Annotated in this window: 11 protein-coding genes; 5 read left to right on the top strand and 6 right to left on the bottom strand. The window is 35.9% G+C overall.

Going from position 1 to position 16,829, the window contains the following annotated elements; all coding sequences use genetic code 11:
- Nucleotides 1–6 precede the first annotated feature (6 nt).
- Together BWI92_RS08930 and BWI92_RS08935 are read left to right on the top strand one after the other, a co-directional pair.
- Nucleotides 7–2,334, top strand: a complete 2,328-nt coding sequence (locus tag BWI92_RS08930) for a DNA cytosine methyltransferase (protein WP_229362881.1) — start codon at nt 7–9, stop codon at nt 2,332–2,334.
- Entirely contained in the window at nt 2,335–3,519 is a 1,185-nt protein-coding gene (locus tag BWI92_RS08935) for an MvaI/BcnI family restriction endonuclease (RefSeq protein ID WP_095162100.1), read from the top strand.
- 70 nt (nt 3,520–3,589) lie between these two features.
- On the opposite strand, the gene BWI92_RS08940 is transcribed toward BWI92_RS08935, so the two are convergent.
- The 4 genes from BWI92_RS08940 to BWI92_RS08955 all read right to left on the bottom strand — a co-directional run bounded on the left by BWI92_RS08940 (nt 3,590) and on the right by BWI92_RS08955 (nt 8,533).
- Nucleotides 3,590–6,055, bottom strand: a complete 2,466-nt coding sequence (locus BWI92_RS08940; protein ID WP_310588887.1) for a response regulator — start codon at nt 6,053–6,055, stop codon at nt 3,590–3,592.
- Complete coding sequence (locus BWI92_RS08945; protein ID WP_141234729.1) at nt 5,968–6,771, bottom strand: hypothetical protein; 804 nt, start codon at nt 6,769–6,771, stop codon at nt 5,968–5,970. The genes BWI92_RS08940 and BWI92_RS08945 overlap by 88 nt, the downstream gene beginning before the upstream one ends.
- 238 nt (nt 6,772–7,009) lie before the next feature.
- Entirely contained in the window at nt 7,010–8,065 is a 1,056-nt protein-coding gene (locus tag BWI92_RS08950; RefSeq protein WP_095162106.1) for an arginyl-tRNA--protein arginylyltransferase, read from the bottom strand.
- 129 nt (nt 8,066–8,194) lie between these two features.
- Nucleotides 8,195–8,533 carry a HopJ type III effector protein gene (locus tag BWI92_RS08955; RefSeq protein WP_095162108.1) on the bottom strand — a complete coding sequence of 113 codons (339 nt, stop codon included), beginning with the start codon at nt 8,531–8,533 and terminating at the stop codon, nt 8,195–8,197.
- A gap of 613 nt (nt 8,534–9,146) precedes the next feature.
- Between BWI92_RS08955 and BWI92_RS08960 the strand changes: the two genes are divergently transcribed.
- Complete coding sequence (locus BWI92_RS08960) at nt 9,147–11,726, top strand: hypothetical protein (protein WP_095162110.1); 2,580 nt, start codon at nt 9,147–9,149, stop codon at nt 11,724–11,726.
- A gap of 266 nt (nt 11,727–11,992) precedes the next feature.
- Here BWI92_RS08960 and BWI92_RS08965 read toward each other — a convergent pair whose 3' ends face one another.
- Nucleotides 11,993–12,694: a LytTR family DNA-binding domain-containing protein gene (locus BWI92_RS08965; RefSeq protein ID WP_095162112.1), complete on the bottom strand. Its 702-nt coding sequence runs from the start codon at nt 12,692–12,694 to the stop codon at nt 11,993–11,995.
- Nucleotides 12,695–13,263: 569 nt separating this feature from the next.
- Here BWI92_RS08965 and BWI92_RS08975 point away from each other — a divergent pair.
- Both BWI92_RS08975 and BWI92_RS08980 read left to right on the top strand, forming a co-directional pair.
- The gene (locus BWI92_RS08975; protein WP_095162116.1) at nt 13,264–14,472 is read left to right on the top strand and encodes a site-specific integrase; all 1,209 of its coding nucleotides are present in this window, start codon (nt 13,264–13,266) and stop codon (nt 14,470–14,472) included.
- Nucleotide 14,473: 1 nt separating this feature from the next.
- Nucleotides 14,474–15,568: a YhcG family protein gene (locus BWI92_RS08980; protein WP_095162118.1), complete on the top strand. Its 1,095-nt coding sequence runs from the start codon at nt 14,474–14,476 to the stop codon at nt 15,566–15,568.
- 69 nt (nt 15,569–15,637) lie between these two features.
- Here BWI92_RS08980 and BWI92_RS08985 read toward each other — a convergent pair whose 3' ends face one another.
- Nucleotides 15,638–16,807, bottom strand: coding sequence for a WYL domain-containing protein (locus tag BWI92_RS08985; protein WP_176464382.1), 1,170 nt, complete (start codon nt 16,805–16,807; stop codon nt 15,638–15,640).
- Nucleotides 16,808–16,829: the final 22 nt, after the last annotated feature.

Here is a 16,829-nt window from a genome sequence, read left to right on the forward strand (position 1 = left end):
TGTTTTATGGGGGGATTGATAAATGTTTGGATGTATTTTGGAATATTACCTGTTGTTTATTTAATAAATGTCCGTAAATTTGTCCGTGTCCGTAAAAATGTCCGCAATATGATTAATGTAAAATTTTATTTAGATAAGGCAGATAAAAGTACTTATTATCCAATACACCTAGTATTGAGACAAAAAGGTGTCAACATTAAAGTTGCAACTGGTGAAAAAGTACTTAAAAATGATTGGGATAATGTAAATCAACAGGTTAGGAATTCCGATTTTAGATACAAATCAATCAACAAATTCTTAAGTTTTTTAAAATTAGAGGTTGAAAAATACTTCGAGACTGCTCCACATTCTCATTTTACTGATAAAAAAGTAAAAGAAATGATAGCTTCATTGGTAAGTAGTCGAAAATTCAATACAGATATTACTATGGTTTGCGAAGATGATATACAATATCAAAATAAACAGAAAATTACATTTGTTGATTTATTTGCTGGAGCAGGCGGATTTAGCGAAGGTTTTTTACAAGCAGAGTTTGGAGATAAACTATATGACTTTCGTCTAGCAAGTGATATTAATGATAATTGTGAATTAACGCATTTAGCCCGTTATAATTATCAACTAGGCTTAGATGCTGAATTTTTAAGACAGGATATTACAGAGCCAGATTTTCTAAATAATCTTAACAAAAAACTTAAAGGTCAAACAATAGATGTAGTGTGTGGAGGCCCTCCTTGTCAAAGTTTTAGCTTGGCGGGAAAAAGAAAAAAGTTTGATAAAAAAGATGATTTATTCGCCAATTATCTAAATGTCATCAAGGTTCTACGACCAAAATATTTTGTAATGGAAAACGTAAAAGGCATCCTTACAAAAGAAGGTGGTAAAATCAAGGAAATGATATTACAGGAAATCCGTTCAATCATCGACTTGCAAGAGTTTCATCAGTTAATACATTTTGTAGCAACATTGAAGCGGAACGTAACATATAATACATTTATTTTAGACTGCTATTTACAAAGATTAAATTTTGAGAAAGCAATAGAAAAGGAATTGGATGCGCTCCGTGAGAGTTATATCCAATCAATAGAAAGCAAATTTAGAGTGCTTGCTCCCAAAATCGCAGATTATAAAACAAGTAAGACAGACGTGAATTTCAATACCATTAGACATGGCTTTAATCTGTTGAAACGTACCAACGAACTTGCGTATATTAGAAAAAAAGTAATTCAAGAAAAAAATCATAGTGATTTAGATAACGACTTTTTCGCTTCAAAATTCGATGATTTTCTAATTTCGATTGAGCCAAGTGCAATCATTGCAAGTATTCATGAAGCATTTAAAGGATTGAATCCTAAAGAGGAATATAAAAAGGATATATCTGATATTATTCTTGCTTTGGAGATTTATGATTACTCATTTGATGAATGTGTAAGAGATTTGTCGGAGATAGCAGAAAGTCAAAATGTAGAAAAGGAGTTTCAAGAAATATTGAGTCACATACGCCTATATAACATTGAACAACCTTTTGTGGCATTAGCCTCGGATTATGGTGTTCCTCAAAATAGAGAAAGAGTTCTTTTTATAGGATGTCGCAAAGACCAAAAAATGATTCAAATAATTCCTGCTACAGTATCGGCAGAAGAGAAAGTTACCGTTTTTGAAGCACTTTATGATTTGGATTTTATTGGAAATGACGAGGAAAAGTTTAACTATGAACCTGTAGACCTTAAATCAAAATATAACGGTCAAACTGAAAAAATGAAAGCTTTATTAAAGCAACGCACTGTGGATGGAAAGCCGAATAATAAGTTAGGATTAACCTACGCAGAATGGTCGAGGAAAGGCAGATTGAGTGAGAGATTTAGTAATGCTAAAAACCCTTTTTACGTACGTAATGCTGAAGAATTAGAAAATATTTTAACACATGTAGTTGCTCCGTTGCAGAATCATAAAACGAGTAAGCAAAATGCTGAAGTAATAAAAAGGCTTGATGTAATACTTAGTACAGGTAATTATGACGAAGCCAAGCAGGAATTAAAGGAGATAGGGCTTGATTCTGAAAAAAGGAACTATAATGTATTAAAAGCAGAAGGCCAAAGCCCGACAGTAATGACAATTCCTGATGACTATGTACACTTTTCAAGTCCAAGAGCTTTGACTGTTAGAGAAATGGCTAGATTGCAGTCATTTGATGATAGTTTTGTATTTCAAGGAAAGCGTTCAACTGGGGGAAATAAACGAAAATTTGAAGTGCCACAATTTACACTTGTAGGTAATGCTGTACCTCCGCTAATGGCGAGAGCTGTAGCATTAGAAATCTTGAAAAATATTGACTAAATGAGGCCTTTAACCGAATTTGAAATTAAGCATATCGAGATTTTGACAGAAAAATCTGTAGAAATTACATTAATTGAACCAACTGCAACTGGACTCGAAAAATCAATTATGGATGCTACAGGTTCTGTAAGAAATTACCTAAAGAGGAAATCGATTCACGATTTTGATTCTCAAGGACAAGGCCCTGAAAATAAAATTCAGATAAAATCATATCTGGTAGGTAATAATTCTATCACGGATTCGATAGCTTCATTGTACAGACCGAATACCAAAAAAGGAGACCCAAGAGTTTGGTTTAAAGGGTTAGGGACTTATGCAAATGCTAATGATATTTTGGCAATTATAGCATTTCGAAGGGAACTATATGTCCTGAATCTTACAAGTCTGGATTTAGTGCAGCTAATAGAATCCGATTCAAACAATCCTGTTAAAGAGTTAATTGAAGAGATAAATGCTAGTTCTCGACTTATTGCAGACGAGTTGCTAGATTTGTTGCATAAAGTTGCATCAAGAGGTGCTATTCCTGCAATGCTTCAAGCTGATACAGCAGTAGGTAGAACATTGGAGACATTGTTGGGAATTGATATTAATTCATCAAAAAAACCTGATTATAAAGGTATTGAATTGAAATCATTTAGAGACAAAAGAGGAAATCGGAAAAACCTTTTTGCACAAGTTCCTGATTGGAATCTAAGTAAATTTAAGAGCTCTGGGGAGATACTTAATGAGTTTGGTTATCAACGTGGAGAAGATTTGAAACTATATTGTACTGTCTCTGCAATAGTAAAAAATTCGCAAGGCTTAAAGTTGAAGCTAAATACAGATATTGGACACTTAATTGAAACTTCAGAGAAAGTTACAGTTGGGGACTTCGTCGTCTGGGGCCTTGAGACTCTTCATTCTCGTTTATTGGAAAAACATAATGAAACTTTTTGGATAAGTGCAGATTCGATATTGATAGATGGCAGGGAACATTTTCTCTATAAAAAAGTTGAGCATACACAAAAACCAATAGTTTCCCAATTTGATATATTATTGGAACAAGGCATCATAACTCTTGATCATTTAATAAAAAAAACTGTATCAGGTAAGGTCGTGGAAAAAGGGCCACTGTTTAAAATAAAACCCAATGCACTAAGTTTATTATTCCCTCCAAGTCAGATTTATCAGCTCAATAGTAAATAAAAATCAGCCTTTCTGAAGTAATTAAACTTAGAAAGGCTGATTTACTTGAATAATACCAAGTATTTACATCCTACATCTCCTTCGCAATAATCCCTCTTGTAATAAGAACTTCTTGCTCTAACTCCTTGATTAATTGCTCAAAATAATCAAGGTCAAATTCTTCTCGTTTCTCTAGTTTTTCGGCTAAATGGGCTAACTCATCAAACCCACTCGATAAGGCAGTCCCCTTGAGTTTGTGTGCTAGGGACTTGATACCATTGAGATTTTGCTTGGCAAATAATTCATGTAACTCTACCAAAAACTCTTGTAATTGTCTATCGGCTATTTCGAGTAATTGACTCATAAAGGTAGTATCGTTACCTAGTCTATGAGACAAATCCTCTTTATTGAAGTGTATTTTTTTATTGGTAGAAGATACACGATCTTCTACAACCGTTATTGGTGCCAAGTTGGGTTCAAGATTGAGCCATTCTTGAAGGGCTTTTTCCAAAGCTCCTTTCACAATGGGTTTGGTGATATAATCATTCATTCCTGCTTCCAAACATTTATCTCGTTCTCCTTTTACGGTTCCAGCAGTTAATGCGATAATTGGTGTCTTCGTTTTGCCATTTTCATGCTCACGAATCAAACGGGTTGCTTCGTAACCACTCATAATAGGCATTTGAACATCCATTAAGATAATATCCACCCAGTTAATCTTAAATAAATCTACAGCAACTTTGCCATTTTCTGCCTCTAAAAGTTTGGCTTGTGGCAAAAGACCTTTTACAATCGTTCGGGCAAGCATCATGTTTACTGGGTTGTCTTCCACAATCATGATATTGACTTTTTCTGCACTCAGCCATTGTGGAGCTTCTAGTATTAGATTCTCTCCTGCATGAAGCGAATCCAACTGTGACAGGGCATTAAATAACGTATTTAACCCAATTGGTTTCATTAATCTTTGCTTCACCGAATAGGTTCGGCATGCATCAATGATTTCTTGATTGTCGGACGAGCTACACAACAAAAGGATATCTTGTTTCTCTGGAGTATAGTCAGGTAGTTTTCGTATGTGTTTGATACTTTCGAGACCATCCATGTATGGCATGTGGTAGTCCATCAACACCAAATCATATTGACGGCCTTCCTTCATAAAATCTAAGGCCTGAATGCCATTTTCCGCTTCATCAGAGGCAATAGATTTAATCGCCAACATTTCTTTCAAAATATGTCGGTTATTGGCATTGTCATCTACGATTAATACCTTTTGTAATTTTTCCAAATTATCCCATTGCAATGGGTCGCCTTCTTCGGCTTTAACAGTGATTTCAAAATAAAACGTACTACCAAGACCTTTTTTACTCTTGAGTTGAAGGGTACTTTTCATCAAGCCCAAAAGTTTGTTTGAAATAGTCAAGCCTAAGCCTGTACCACCAAACCTCCGTGTTGTGGATTCGTCTTCCTGTGAAAAAGCATTAAAAATCTTGGCCTGATTGGCCTCGTCAATCCCGATACCTGTATCTCTTACCGAAAATTTCAAATGCCATTCTCCTTCGTTGTAGCTCTGAGAGGCCTCAATCTTCAACTCTACTTCTCCTTGCGCTGTAAACTTTACGGCATTGCCCAATAGGTTGACCAAAATTTGCCTTAAACGAACAGGGTCTGTCCAGACAAACCTAGGGGTATCATGAGAAATATTAAGAAGAACTTCTAGTTTTTTGCTATCTGCCTGAAACGCTATCATGCTGATAATCTGATTACCTAAGTCGAAAATGTCTGTTTTTTCAATGGATAGCTCCAATTTACCAGCTTCTATTTTCGAGAAATCCAGAATATCGTTGATAATATCCAATAACGAATGTGCCGATTGCGAAACTGTCGACATATACTTGCGTTGAGTTTCCTCAAGTTTGGTTTTCATCAACAAGTCTGTAAACCCAATGATACCATTCAGGGGAGTTCTGATTTCATGACTCATATTGGCCAAAAACTCAGATTTTGCTCTCGCTCCTTGTTCTGCCAATTCTTTGGAGTTACGTAATGAAAAGGCAAAGCGATATGTTAAAATAAGGTTTTGGAAAAAGATAAATCCTAGATATCCCATCGAGAAATAAATAGGATAGTAGTTTATGATTTGATAATGTCCTAGAATACTCAAGCTGATAGCTAGTCCGAAGAAAACCATACTCAACATGGCATAAAGGGTGCCTTGGCGTTTGTTGATATAAGCCCTTATGACCGTAAGGAAATTATATCCAACAAAAACTAATACTAAATAATAGAAAAGGTTAGCGCTGTAAGTAAACACATGAACAGGAGCGGCAAGCATCATAATGAAAAATGCTAAGCTTACTCCTGCCATAAAATAGATAAAAAGGCCGTCGGTTTCGTATGGATAAAGTTTTCTTAAAAATAAACTGTAAATGAATATGCTCAGAAACATAGCACCATATTCGAGATGGATGGTCAAATGCCAGTCAAGACTAGGAAATAAATAATGAAAAAATAGAGATTGTCTACGCCAATTACTCGGTATACAAAAAGCAAACAGAATATGCCAAAATAGAGTACTTCCTTTTCGTGTTGTCCCATCAGATACAATCCAAAAAACAGCAGACCGCCCATCACCAAAATCCCTGTGAGCAACATATCAGATGCTAATTCTAGCTCACGCTCGTGGTATACACGACTAGGCGCTCCTATTTTTATGGAGCGAGAGGCTCCACCTTTATAATGATCAAAGTTAGCGATTTGAATGACCAAGTCTAGGGTATCTTTTTGTACAGCCAATGACTGAACCAGAGGAAGCCATTGAGGCTTATAATGATCCTTATCTTTGGCAACTATCCCATTGTGGGCTAGTTCTGTGTTATTGACCCAAAAACGATAACTGGTATATATGGAGGGTATAGAAAAGGCCAAAACTGGCGTCTTTTTTGCATCGATAAGCAATCTCAAATGATACGTTGCATAGCCGTATGCTTTGGCAGTCTCTTTGAGTTGAGGGACTTTATTCCAAACTTTGGTGAAATGGATAAAGAAGTCGGGTTGATGTTGCTGAACTTGTTGAAGTGTAAAAAGTTTTTTCCAATAAAAGGCCCACTCTCCATCTAAAGAGATGGGAGCATGTTCCTCCAAATTTACACTTCTCAAATCTATTTGTCCCGAATTAGTAGCGTAAACTGTATCAAAAGTAGTCAGTAAACTTATGATAAGCACCAATCGTCTTAAGAGATGGATGTGCTTAGTTGTTCCACTCAAGAACCTCATAGTCGCTTGGTTAGATTGTTTTCTCGATGTCTTAAGGGATACGCTTTATAATGTAATTGTCAATCGATAGGTAAAAATGCCCCCTTAATTTCTGCAATTGTATTGTAAAATACGTCGTTTGTCTGAAATAAGCTAATTATGTGCCAATAATTTCTCTTGGGCTAAAATTGGCTTTATAAATCTACAAGGATACTTTTTAAAAATATTAATGAAGGAATTGTATTGGGTTAAATATGATTTAGTCATCGACCTTGACTAGTGCTGTGGTCACTACCTGTGCCATGGCCTCAGCCGTATCGCAGCTAACAAGATGACGAAAAGGATGTAATAAATGTTCTCCGTAAAAATTATCATATTCGCTCTCATAGGTCATACCATACACACTATTGCAAAGCCAAAGTTGATAGTGTTTTTTGCGAATATCAAACAGTACAATAGGATTAATTTGATTGGGTTGTCTTTCAAAACATACCAACATGACAGGATGGTCCAGCAATCCTAAGCCATTAAGCGAAGGGACAAGATTAGCGTCAAAATACTCATAATGATATACTTTGCTAATTTGACCTGCGTTTTCAATCAGCATTTGTAGTTCATTCAAACGTTCTTGAATTTCAATCAAGGGGGTATTGTCTGCAGAAAATGTTGACATAGGATACCACTGATTATCGCGAAAATCAAGAAATTCCATCGCAGATTTGGTAAGGTCAAGTTTATAGTCAAATAAGCGATAGCCTGGTGCAAAATAGCCTGGGTAAAAGAATGTTAGTCCACGCTTGATACAAAAATCCATTTTCAAAAACATCAAATATTTGCCTAGACTATGTTTTTTGTAATCAGGGTCATAAAAACAAGAAATACCCGCGCCGCTATCATGACCTAAGTCAAAAAAACCAGTAGCGATCAGTTTTTCTTTGTCATAAACATTTACCTCGTAGGCATTGAAAATATCTCTTTGTGTATTGTTAAAAAGTAATTGCTCCAACGAATTGGAGGTTTCGAAGGTAATATGGCTACGATATTTATCAAATAAAGTTTCCTGAATGGGTTTGATTTGAGCAGGCTGTATTTCTACTTCAAATTTGCTGTTGAGCTTTTGGAGTTTACTTTTGGTAGTAGGAAATTCAGCTTCAAGAAGATTAATTCTAAGCCAAAGTGCACTGTAGAATACGTGGTTGAACTTGAGAAAGTTTGTCGTAAAAACACTTTGCCCCATTCTAAACCACCCGTCGGCCAAATATTGGTCAAGTTCGTGGGGATCGATAAACAAAGGATTTTCTAATTCTGCAAACATTTCTTATAGTCGTCGTTAATTCACAAATTTAAGGATTTTCGTCGAAAAGCTCATGATGTATTTGGCTGTCGGCTACCAGCTTTGTGCTCATAGATGAAGCAGCGAAAGTCGCTATCCGACAGCTCTGAGTTATTGCAAGGCTTGTCCTTCAAACTCGATACCATCCCAACCGAACTCGATAAAATTACGGATATTCTGGTGGTCTGTACCTTCTGGATTTTGCAACACATCGTTACGATAAAAAGCGCCAAAACAAGCCAACGTTTCTTCTTTGCTCAAACCATTGAGCTTAGCAAATGAAAATACCTTGCATGAGCCTGAGTTTTGACCTGCTTCATTAACGGTATTTCCATTACGAAATTTTGTTGGTTGAAATTGATAAGAAGCATCAATTACCGCAATCACTTCCTGAAACTCGATAGCCTCGGGATTAGTTTTTATTTTTTCAATGAAAGAATTAACGGACATATTTTAATCGTTTTTTGCCGTGAAGATAGATGATGTAAGCCAATAATTAGAAAATTGTTTGAAATAAAAGACGCTTCAGATGCTCCATTGATAGAAAATTGCTCAGATGAATCGCGTTGAATCTAGAAAAGTACTCAATGATGAATATAGACAAAAATCACTAATGCTAAGGTTTGATGCAGGGTATCGGTAATTACGTATAGCTATAAAGGTTTTTAAATAAGCCAGATAACTACGGCACGAATATTGTATAGATAATCATGTTCTTTATTGGTATCAATGAAGAATATCTAGTGTAATCTTCCTTTATCCTTACATCAAATTTTGAAACTGTTCAGTAGACTTAACCGCACATTAATTTTACTGAGCTTATTGCTATTTACAGAAAGTTATAAAAAACAATCAGAAATGGCAGTTGAATAAATAGATGTTCTAGTATCAAAACAAGAAAACACGAATCGCACTAAGTAGATATTGTTATTGGATTATCCAATTGTTTAGAATCTCTCTCGCAATCATCTGCGCACGTTAGCCGCATAAGTATCCTTGTTTGGAACTATCTCGTAAAGGAAAATTCACATCCGTTTATTTTTTAACAAACACAATCTATACTATGTACATTTTGCCAAGAGTAGTATTATTCTGTGCTATTTTCAGCTGTATTGCTGGGATAGCGGCCGCCCAAGATGTTAGTATAAATATTTTGAATCAACCTGCTGCTGTAGCCAAAGGCTCTAGTACTGGTCGAGTCATAATAGATATTTGTAACAACGATGGTGGTATCCGAACGGCTGCGGCCAATAAGTTAAGACCCCTCATTAGCCTTCCAAGCTCACTGGTTGGGTCCTCGATCGTACCTGTGAATATCGTAGGTTGGACAGTACTTTCCACCGAAGGGTCGAATATTCGTCTCGAAAATACGCTACCGATTGCCCCTGCAACATGTAGTCAAATTGAGATTGGTTATACTGGTGTCAACGTCGGTGGTCCGCTAACCATCACTGGTACACTAGGATTTAATGGTCCACAAACGACAGGTAATTTATCTGGGAATGACAACAGCACCACTTCGCTTACAGTATTTCTTGATACTGATAACGATGGAGTTGGAGATAGTATCGATTTGGATGATGATAACGATGGTATTTTGGATACTGTAGAAAATGCACAAGCCAGTGTTGACACTGATGGAGATGGTGTTCCAAACCGTATCGACTTAGATAGTGATAACGATGGCATCAATGATGTAATAGAAGGTGGTGGTATCGATATTGATTTTGATGGAATTGCTGATGGTATCATTGGAGGAACAGGGATACCCGCAAGTGCTGGTGCTGGCTTGGTATTGTCCGACACCGATTTAGATACCCGCAAAAATCCCTATGACTTAGATAGCGATAACGATGGAATCAATGATATTATAGAAAGTGGGAATGCTGCATTGATTGATGCCAATGGTGACGGAATCGTTGATGGAACCGACAGTGACCTCGATGGTATAATGAGTAGCGCCGATGGAAGTGCCAACTGGGGCGATACTAGCGATCCTGTACCTCTCAATAGCGACAGCGCAACAGGAGCAGATTACCTCGACTTAGACAGCGATAATGATGGTATATCTGATTTGCTCGAGAGTGGCATTAGTAATCCTGCAACTCTGGATATAAATGGTGATGGCAAAATAGATAGTATCCTCGACCTCGATGCCGACGGAATTATTGCCTCCGTCGATGGTTCCACCAGTTATGGTGATGCCAATAGTCCAACTCCTCCAGACCTCAATAGCTCAGGTACACCAGACTACCGTGAATCTAATCCTGATATGGATGGTGATGGTGTTTCAAATTCTCAAGAAATAACAGATGGAACAAACTATACAGATGGCTGTAGCTACAATGCTACCAATCAAATATTAGCCAATACCTCCACATTATGGCGAAATGCCGACTGTGATGGAGATGGTGTAAACAATTACAAAGAGCTTACAGGTACAGATAATAATGCATTAACACCACTCGACAATACCAATCCGAAAGATGGTTGTAGCTACAATACTGTCGACCAAGTATATGCTTCCACCACATTGGCGTGGAAAGCTTTGGATTGTGATGGCGATGGACTTACCAACAAAGAAGAAATAGATCCCAACAACGACGGTATTCCAGACTTGACTACCACAGACCCCAAAAATCCAGATACTGATGGTGATACCTATAACGATAAAATAGATACTTGCCCATTAGTAGCAGGTATTGCACCAAGTGGTTGTCCTTTGGATACAGACAAAGATGGCTTGGCGGATGTAACAGATTTGGATGACGATAATGATGGAATTTTAGATACTGTTGAAAATGCCCAACTTAGTGCTGATACCGATGGAGATGGAACTCCCAATAGAATAGATTTGGATAGCGATAATGACGGTATCAGAGATGTGGCTGAAACTTTGGGCATAGATTTGAATGAGGACGGAATGGTTGATGGCCCCGTTAACCTACAGGGTGTACCGCTGGCAGCAGCAGCGGGTTTGGGACTTGCACCTCCCGACACGGATCTTGATGGTAAGCCTAATCCTTATGACCTAGATAGCGATAATAATGGAATTTCGGATATATTGGAGGCTGGTCTAAATCCGAACTGGGATTTGGACGAGGATGGCAAAATAGATTGTACTGGAAATTGTGATACCGATGGTGATGGTGTGCCAAATGTATCTGATGGTTCGTCGAGCGACTGGAAGGATGCGCCAATTCCAGATTTGACCCCAACTACCGAAATAAATAGCTTAGAGTTCACAGGTGCTTCCAACGCAAGGGATATTGTGGTAAATGTTTTTGAAAAAAATAATGTACAAAACGTATCAGGCAATATCACAGGATTTAGAATTACCAAAATCTCAGGGTTTGATATTACTTATTCTATCAACACAGGAACATCCAATGTATTGGGAGGATCCACCAATAGTAACAGTGATTGGACATTTTCGGAAAACACAAACTTTATCACCGTGATGGCAAAACCTGGGGTTAGTATTCCCCAAAATAGTTTTAAGAAAATTGGGTTTACTGTCACTCGAAAAGGAGGTATTCCTTCCAATACTAGTCAAAACATCACAGTAACTATTCTGTATGGCTCGGGTGGAGAAGGTCGTGTAGATAACAATATTGTAGAAACTAAAATTACGGCTAATTAAGCCTTGACTTAAAGTGTTTATGATTAAATAATACAATTGTGAAATACTAAAAATGGTTAGGAATACCTTCAAATCGAAGTACTCCTAACCATTTTTAAGTATTAACGATTAATACGTTCTAGCCTATAATCCGTAGGCCTTAGTCAAGCACACCTTTATACTTTTGGCTTATGGCATTCGGCTCTCAGTTGTGCGCTTTCGGTAAAAATATTTCCAATAAATTCACAGAAGCTTTTCTGCCTAAAGTATAATAACGCAATCGTAATTTATACAAATTGGGCTTTCACATTAAAAAGGAAATTAATGGATTTTTGATAAGATTTTCCAATGGGAATATCTCTATCATGAACAAAAAAGCTTTTCGAATCCACAGCCGTTATTTTATAGATATTGATAAGATAAGCATCATGAACTCGTCTAAACACACCACTAGGCAGAATATTCATCAAGACATCGAGAGGCTCGTTAATAACCAGAACACTGTCTTTTGTATGTATTTTTGAATAGCTACCAAATGCAGAGAAATATTCAATTTCATTAAAGTTGAATTTTAACATTTGAGCTTCGGCTCTCATGAAAGCATAGCTATCCTCTATACGTGTGTTTGAAAGAATAGGAGTGTATTGAGCTCTATTCAAAGCTCTCCATACACGCGCTTCGCTAGAAGGGTAAAGCATAAAGTCGACGATATTTTCATACTCATAAGCTATTGACGCCAATTCTTTGATTGGGCTAACTACCACAATCGGAATACTGGACGGCAACTGATAAATCAAAGATTGAATATCTTGATCTGGTTGTAAAGTAAGAAAAATCGCGTTGTACAATTCTTGTTGAAGGTACAATTGAGCTACTGCGATATTTGGCGCCATAACTACCTTTCCTGAGGTAAGTTCTTTGATTTTGTTCGCTAGGTCAAGTGACGACTCCTTGAGCGGGTTAATGAGGAGGTAAGCATTGTTATTCATATATTACACAACTATAAAAGCATAGTGTACTGGCGGTACAAATTATGCCAAAGTGAAGAAAGATAAAATACCAACAAACGACAATAAGCAGTTTATTGCGATTGTTTTATCAAATGAATCAATGTTGTGTAAAGTGAAATAGCAATGTCCTGATTGAAAGAGGGAATCAAAAGGACGTTTTATCTTGATGAAGTACAAGAATAAAAAGTGATTTTTACTGTATTGTGTAGATTAAAATTATTAAAATCTAATTTGAAAAAAAAGAATAATAGAATAAAAATAAAGTACGTAGAATATAAGTGTTTATAGTTGAAAATATTCAATAAAAAGTAAAACAAAAAAAGCTCAGAAATTTCTTTCTGAGCTTTTGCGGTCTGGACGGGACTCGAACCCGCGACCCCATGCGTGGCAGGCATGTATTGTTTGTTTTTTATTTGTATTGATATATTTTAAATATCTGATTTTTAAACGTTTATATGCGTTTATTCTTTTGGTTATTTGTATTTAATTGTATTTTTTTGCTACATTTGTTTAAACTATGTTTAAACCATATAAATCAAAATTTGTAAATGGCTTCTATTGATGTGCTTTTGTACACCTCCAAAGTATTAAAAAATGGGGAACATCCTATTATGGTTCGATTGATTAAAGACCGAAAACCTAAATATATCTCTGTGGGTATGAGTTGCTCCAAAGCAATGTGGGATGATAAGAAAAATTTACCTGTTAAAAAACATCCTCTTGCCACTGAAATGATTATTAAAATTGAAAAAACAAAAACAGATGCAAGACGACTTTTGATGCAGTTAGAAGATGAAAAGGCAAGTTTTACTGCTGAAGAATTCACCAAGAAACTTAAAAACCAAAGTAAACGTATAACAGTACTTCAGTTTCTCGATGAGGTAATAACTGACCTGATGAAAGCGGATAAGGTAGGCAATGCAAACGTTCATAAAAATTTAAAGAAAGTACTTGAGCGCTTTAGAAATCAAAAAGACTTCACTTTTTCCGAATTAGACGGTTCTTTTTTGCGAAGGTTTGAGCAAGATTTCAGGGAAAGAGGTGTTTCTGAGGTTTCTATGAGTGTACACTTTCGTACTTTGAGAGCCTTGTACAATAGAGCAGTAGTAGAAGATTTTGCCAAGAAGGAAGCAGACCCTTTTGTTGATTACAAAATCTCTAAATTCAACACTAAAACGCAGAAAAGAGCTATCAAAAAGGAGGATATTGTCAAAATAGCTTCTATCAAAATTGAAAAAGGAACTAGACTATATGATTCTCAAAACACTTTTCTTTTTAGCTATTATTGTTCTGGAATCAACATTAGTGACATTATCGAGCTCGAATGGACGAATATATCCCCAGATGGTTTGATGGAGTACGAGCGAAACAAAACACACCAACGTCAAGTGGTACAACTCTTACCACCCGCTAAAGAAATACTCGCATACTATCAAAAATATAGCTTAGGAGACTATATATTCCCGTATCTTGATAAGTCGAAACATAAAACAATTCCTCAAATTACTAATCGTATTAAGAAAGTCACAAAACAGATAAACCAAGATTTGAAAGTGCTAGCAGAAATGGCAGGAATAGAAGCTAACTTAACAACCTACGTAGCGAGACACACGTTCGCAACCGTTTTGAAGAGAAGTGGGGTCGAAATTAGTAAGATTAGCGAACTGATGGGACATGAATCAGAGAAGGTGACAAAGGTTTACCTCGATTCATTCGAAAATGATGAACTATATGAGGCTACTTTAAATTTACTGTAACATGATGAATATAATTGATTTTGAACAACTGGTTCTCAATATAGAAAACACCCATAATTACTTTCAATTACGTGCTAGTAAGCAAATTGACTTAAATCTCAGTCTTCGGAATTGGTTAATTGGCTATTATCTGGTAGAATTTGAACAGAGAGGTCAAGATAGGGCTATTTACGGCAATAAAACTGTTCCGACATTAGTGAAAAAAATGAAGCATATCAAAGGGTTTTCAAGAAGTAACTTGCTGATGTTTAAAAGTTTTTACCAGACTTATCCACAAATTGTACAGATATTATCTGCACAATTAGAAAACTCTCCTATTCAATTCACTCCTCCAATTGTCCAGACACTGTCTGGACAATTGGAGTCCATAGAGTCTTATCCTCCAGAAACGTTACTTTCCCACTTGAGCTTTTCTCATTTTGTAGCACTAATTCAGTTAGATTCTGATATTAAAAGACGCTTTTACGAAGTACAAGTTATTCAAAACTCATGGTCAGTTAGAACTCTCGAAAGAGCAATCAATACTCTTCTGTTTGAAAGAACAGGATTGTCGTCAGATAAGAGAGGTATGATTGAAAGTCATAAAAATCCCAAGACAGAGACAGCAGGAGATTTAATCAGAAGCCCATTTATTTTAGAGTTTATGGGGTTAAATCAATCTAAAAAGATTTCTGAGAATCAGTTGGAAACAGCTATTATTAACCATTTACAAGATTTTTTGATTGAAATGGGAAGAGGTTTCTGTTTTGAAGCACGACAAAAACGCATCACTTTTGATAATGAACATTATTACATCGACCTAGTTTTTTATCACCGTATCCTACGATGTCATATTTTGGTAGATTTGAAAGTAGGAAAATTCAGTCATGCGGATGGTGGGCAAATGAATTTTTATTTGAACTACTATAAAAATAATGAAATGGGTGAATATGACAACCCTCCTATTGGCATCATCTTATGTGCAAACAAAAATGATACATTTGTAGAATATACTATTGGTGGGTTAGATAATGAAATATTTGTATCAAAATACCTAATTGAGCTTCCTAAAGTGGATGAACTGAAACGGTTGATTGAAGAAGATATGAAGAAGTAAGTAGATAAATTTTGTAATTCTACTAAGTGATGAGATACAAGGTAGAATTACAAAATTAGATTAGAGTTGTTAATTCTGGTTATTATCAGATGTTGGATAGCTAATATTTAAGATTTCCACTGATTGTATTCTTTCAAGTTGGAAATGTCTTTCATCTTTTCTTAACTCACAAAAACCAGTTAAATACTCTATTGGTTTAACATTAGTGAGAGTTCCTAGCGGAGGGATTTCTTTTATTTCGTAATTTTTGATAGTACGTATTGTTAAGTTATTGTTCTTATCCTTGTATCTTATTCTTAAATATTTTTTCTCTTGTATTCCCTTTGTAATAACCCTTTTGTTTTGCTCCTCAAATCCCAATGTATTCAGCTCAGTATCTTTAAAATTGGGAGCTTGTACTACAAATGGACTAACTAGAGTAATATTACTAAGTTTCAAAATAGGAAATTCACGAGTTTTATTTTTGATATAGTCATATCCAACAATAAAATAGATACCATGTGAACATTTAATTTTTTGTGGTAAAAATATTGTTTGATATGAACTACCTTCGATTGTTAATGTGAGATGTTGTTTACTTCTAACATATTGGGCATACTCATTAAGCATAGCTTCGCTAATAGAGGGAACTATACTAAGGGCTTCAATGGGTATCAATACTTCAGACATTTTATCTGAAGAAGGATTGAACCATTTACATTTTACCAATTGCTCAGAAATTTCTTTTTTCTTATTTCCTGTTTTAACGTCGAACAAAGCCTCTTTTTTATCATTTTTAGGAACACCGATAACTTGCATCAACGGACTAACAAAACTTAGAAGTGGGTTAAGATTAGTTCTTTTATTTTCATTTTCAATATTTAGAGAGCTTTTTACTTTTGCCAATTCCATTTGTGCAGTAGAAAGCGTTACTAATGAATCAATGACATCGCTTTTAGCAATAGCTTTACCTCTTCGTTTTACTAATTTTAAAAGCTTTGAGGAGAGCCATGCTTCCTCAAATTGTGCTGATTTAGATGAATACCAAACACATTTGCAGTTAGCCGTTTTACCCTTCAATTGAAGGTTGACTCCTGTAAATTCATCAAATACATCTTGAGAATCTTTAATAATTTCGACAATTATCATTAATGGCGAAACAAGTTGAGGTTCTCCTGAAATAAGGATATTTTGTAGTTCAGAAGTATAAGGGTGTGACTTTAGGGCAACAATGTCACCGAGATTGAAAAGGTGTTCCATAAGGTAGTATAAGTTGTGCACA

Source organism: Flectobacillus sp. BAB-3569 (assembly GCF_002270355.1).
Lineage (GTDB): Bacteria > Bacteroidota > Bacteroidia > Cytophagales > Spirosomataceae > Flectobacillus > Flectobacillus roseus.

Coding starts and splice junctions, on each gene's coding strand:
- BWI92_RS08955 (WP_095162108.1), bottom strand. CDS start 8,533: ATGTCCGTTAATTCTTTCATTGAAAAAATAAAAACTAATCCCGAGGCT.
- BWI92_RS08930 (WP_229362881.1), top strand. CDS start 7: ATGGGGGGATTGATAAATGTTTGGATGTATTTTGGAATATTACCTGTT.
- BWI92_RS08975 (WP_095162116.1), top strand. CDS start 13,264: ATGGCTTCTATTGATGTGCTTTTGTACACCTCCAAAGTATTAAAAAAT.
- BWI92_RS08945 (WP_141234729.1), bottom strand. CDS start 6,771: ATGAGGTTCTTGAGTGGAACAACTAAGCACATCCATCTCTTAAGACGA.
- BWI92_RS08960 (WP_095162110.1), top strand. CDS start 9,147: ATGTACATTTTGCCAAGAGTAGTATTATTCTGTGCTATTTTCAGCTGT.
- BWI92_RS08980 (WP_095162118.1), top strand. CDS start 14,474: ATGATGAATATAATTGATTTTGAACAACTGGTTCTCAATATAGAAAAC.
- BWI92_RS08965 (WP_095162112.1), bottom strand. CDS start 12,694: ATGAATAACAATGCTTACCTCCTCATTAACCCGCTCAAGGAGTCGTCA.
- BWI92_RS08935 (WP_095162100.1), top strand. CDS start 2,335: ATGAGGCCTTTAACCGAATTTGAAATTAAGCATATCGAGATTTTGACA.
- BWI92_RS08950 (WP_095162106.1), bottom strand. CDS start 8,065: ATGTTTGCAGAATTAGAAAATCCTTTGTTTATCGATCCCCACGAACTT.
- BWI92_RS08985 (WP_176464382.1), bottom strand. CDS start 16,807: ATGGAACACCTTTTCAATCTCGGTGACATTGTTGCCCTAAAGTCACAC.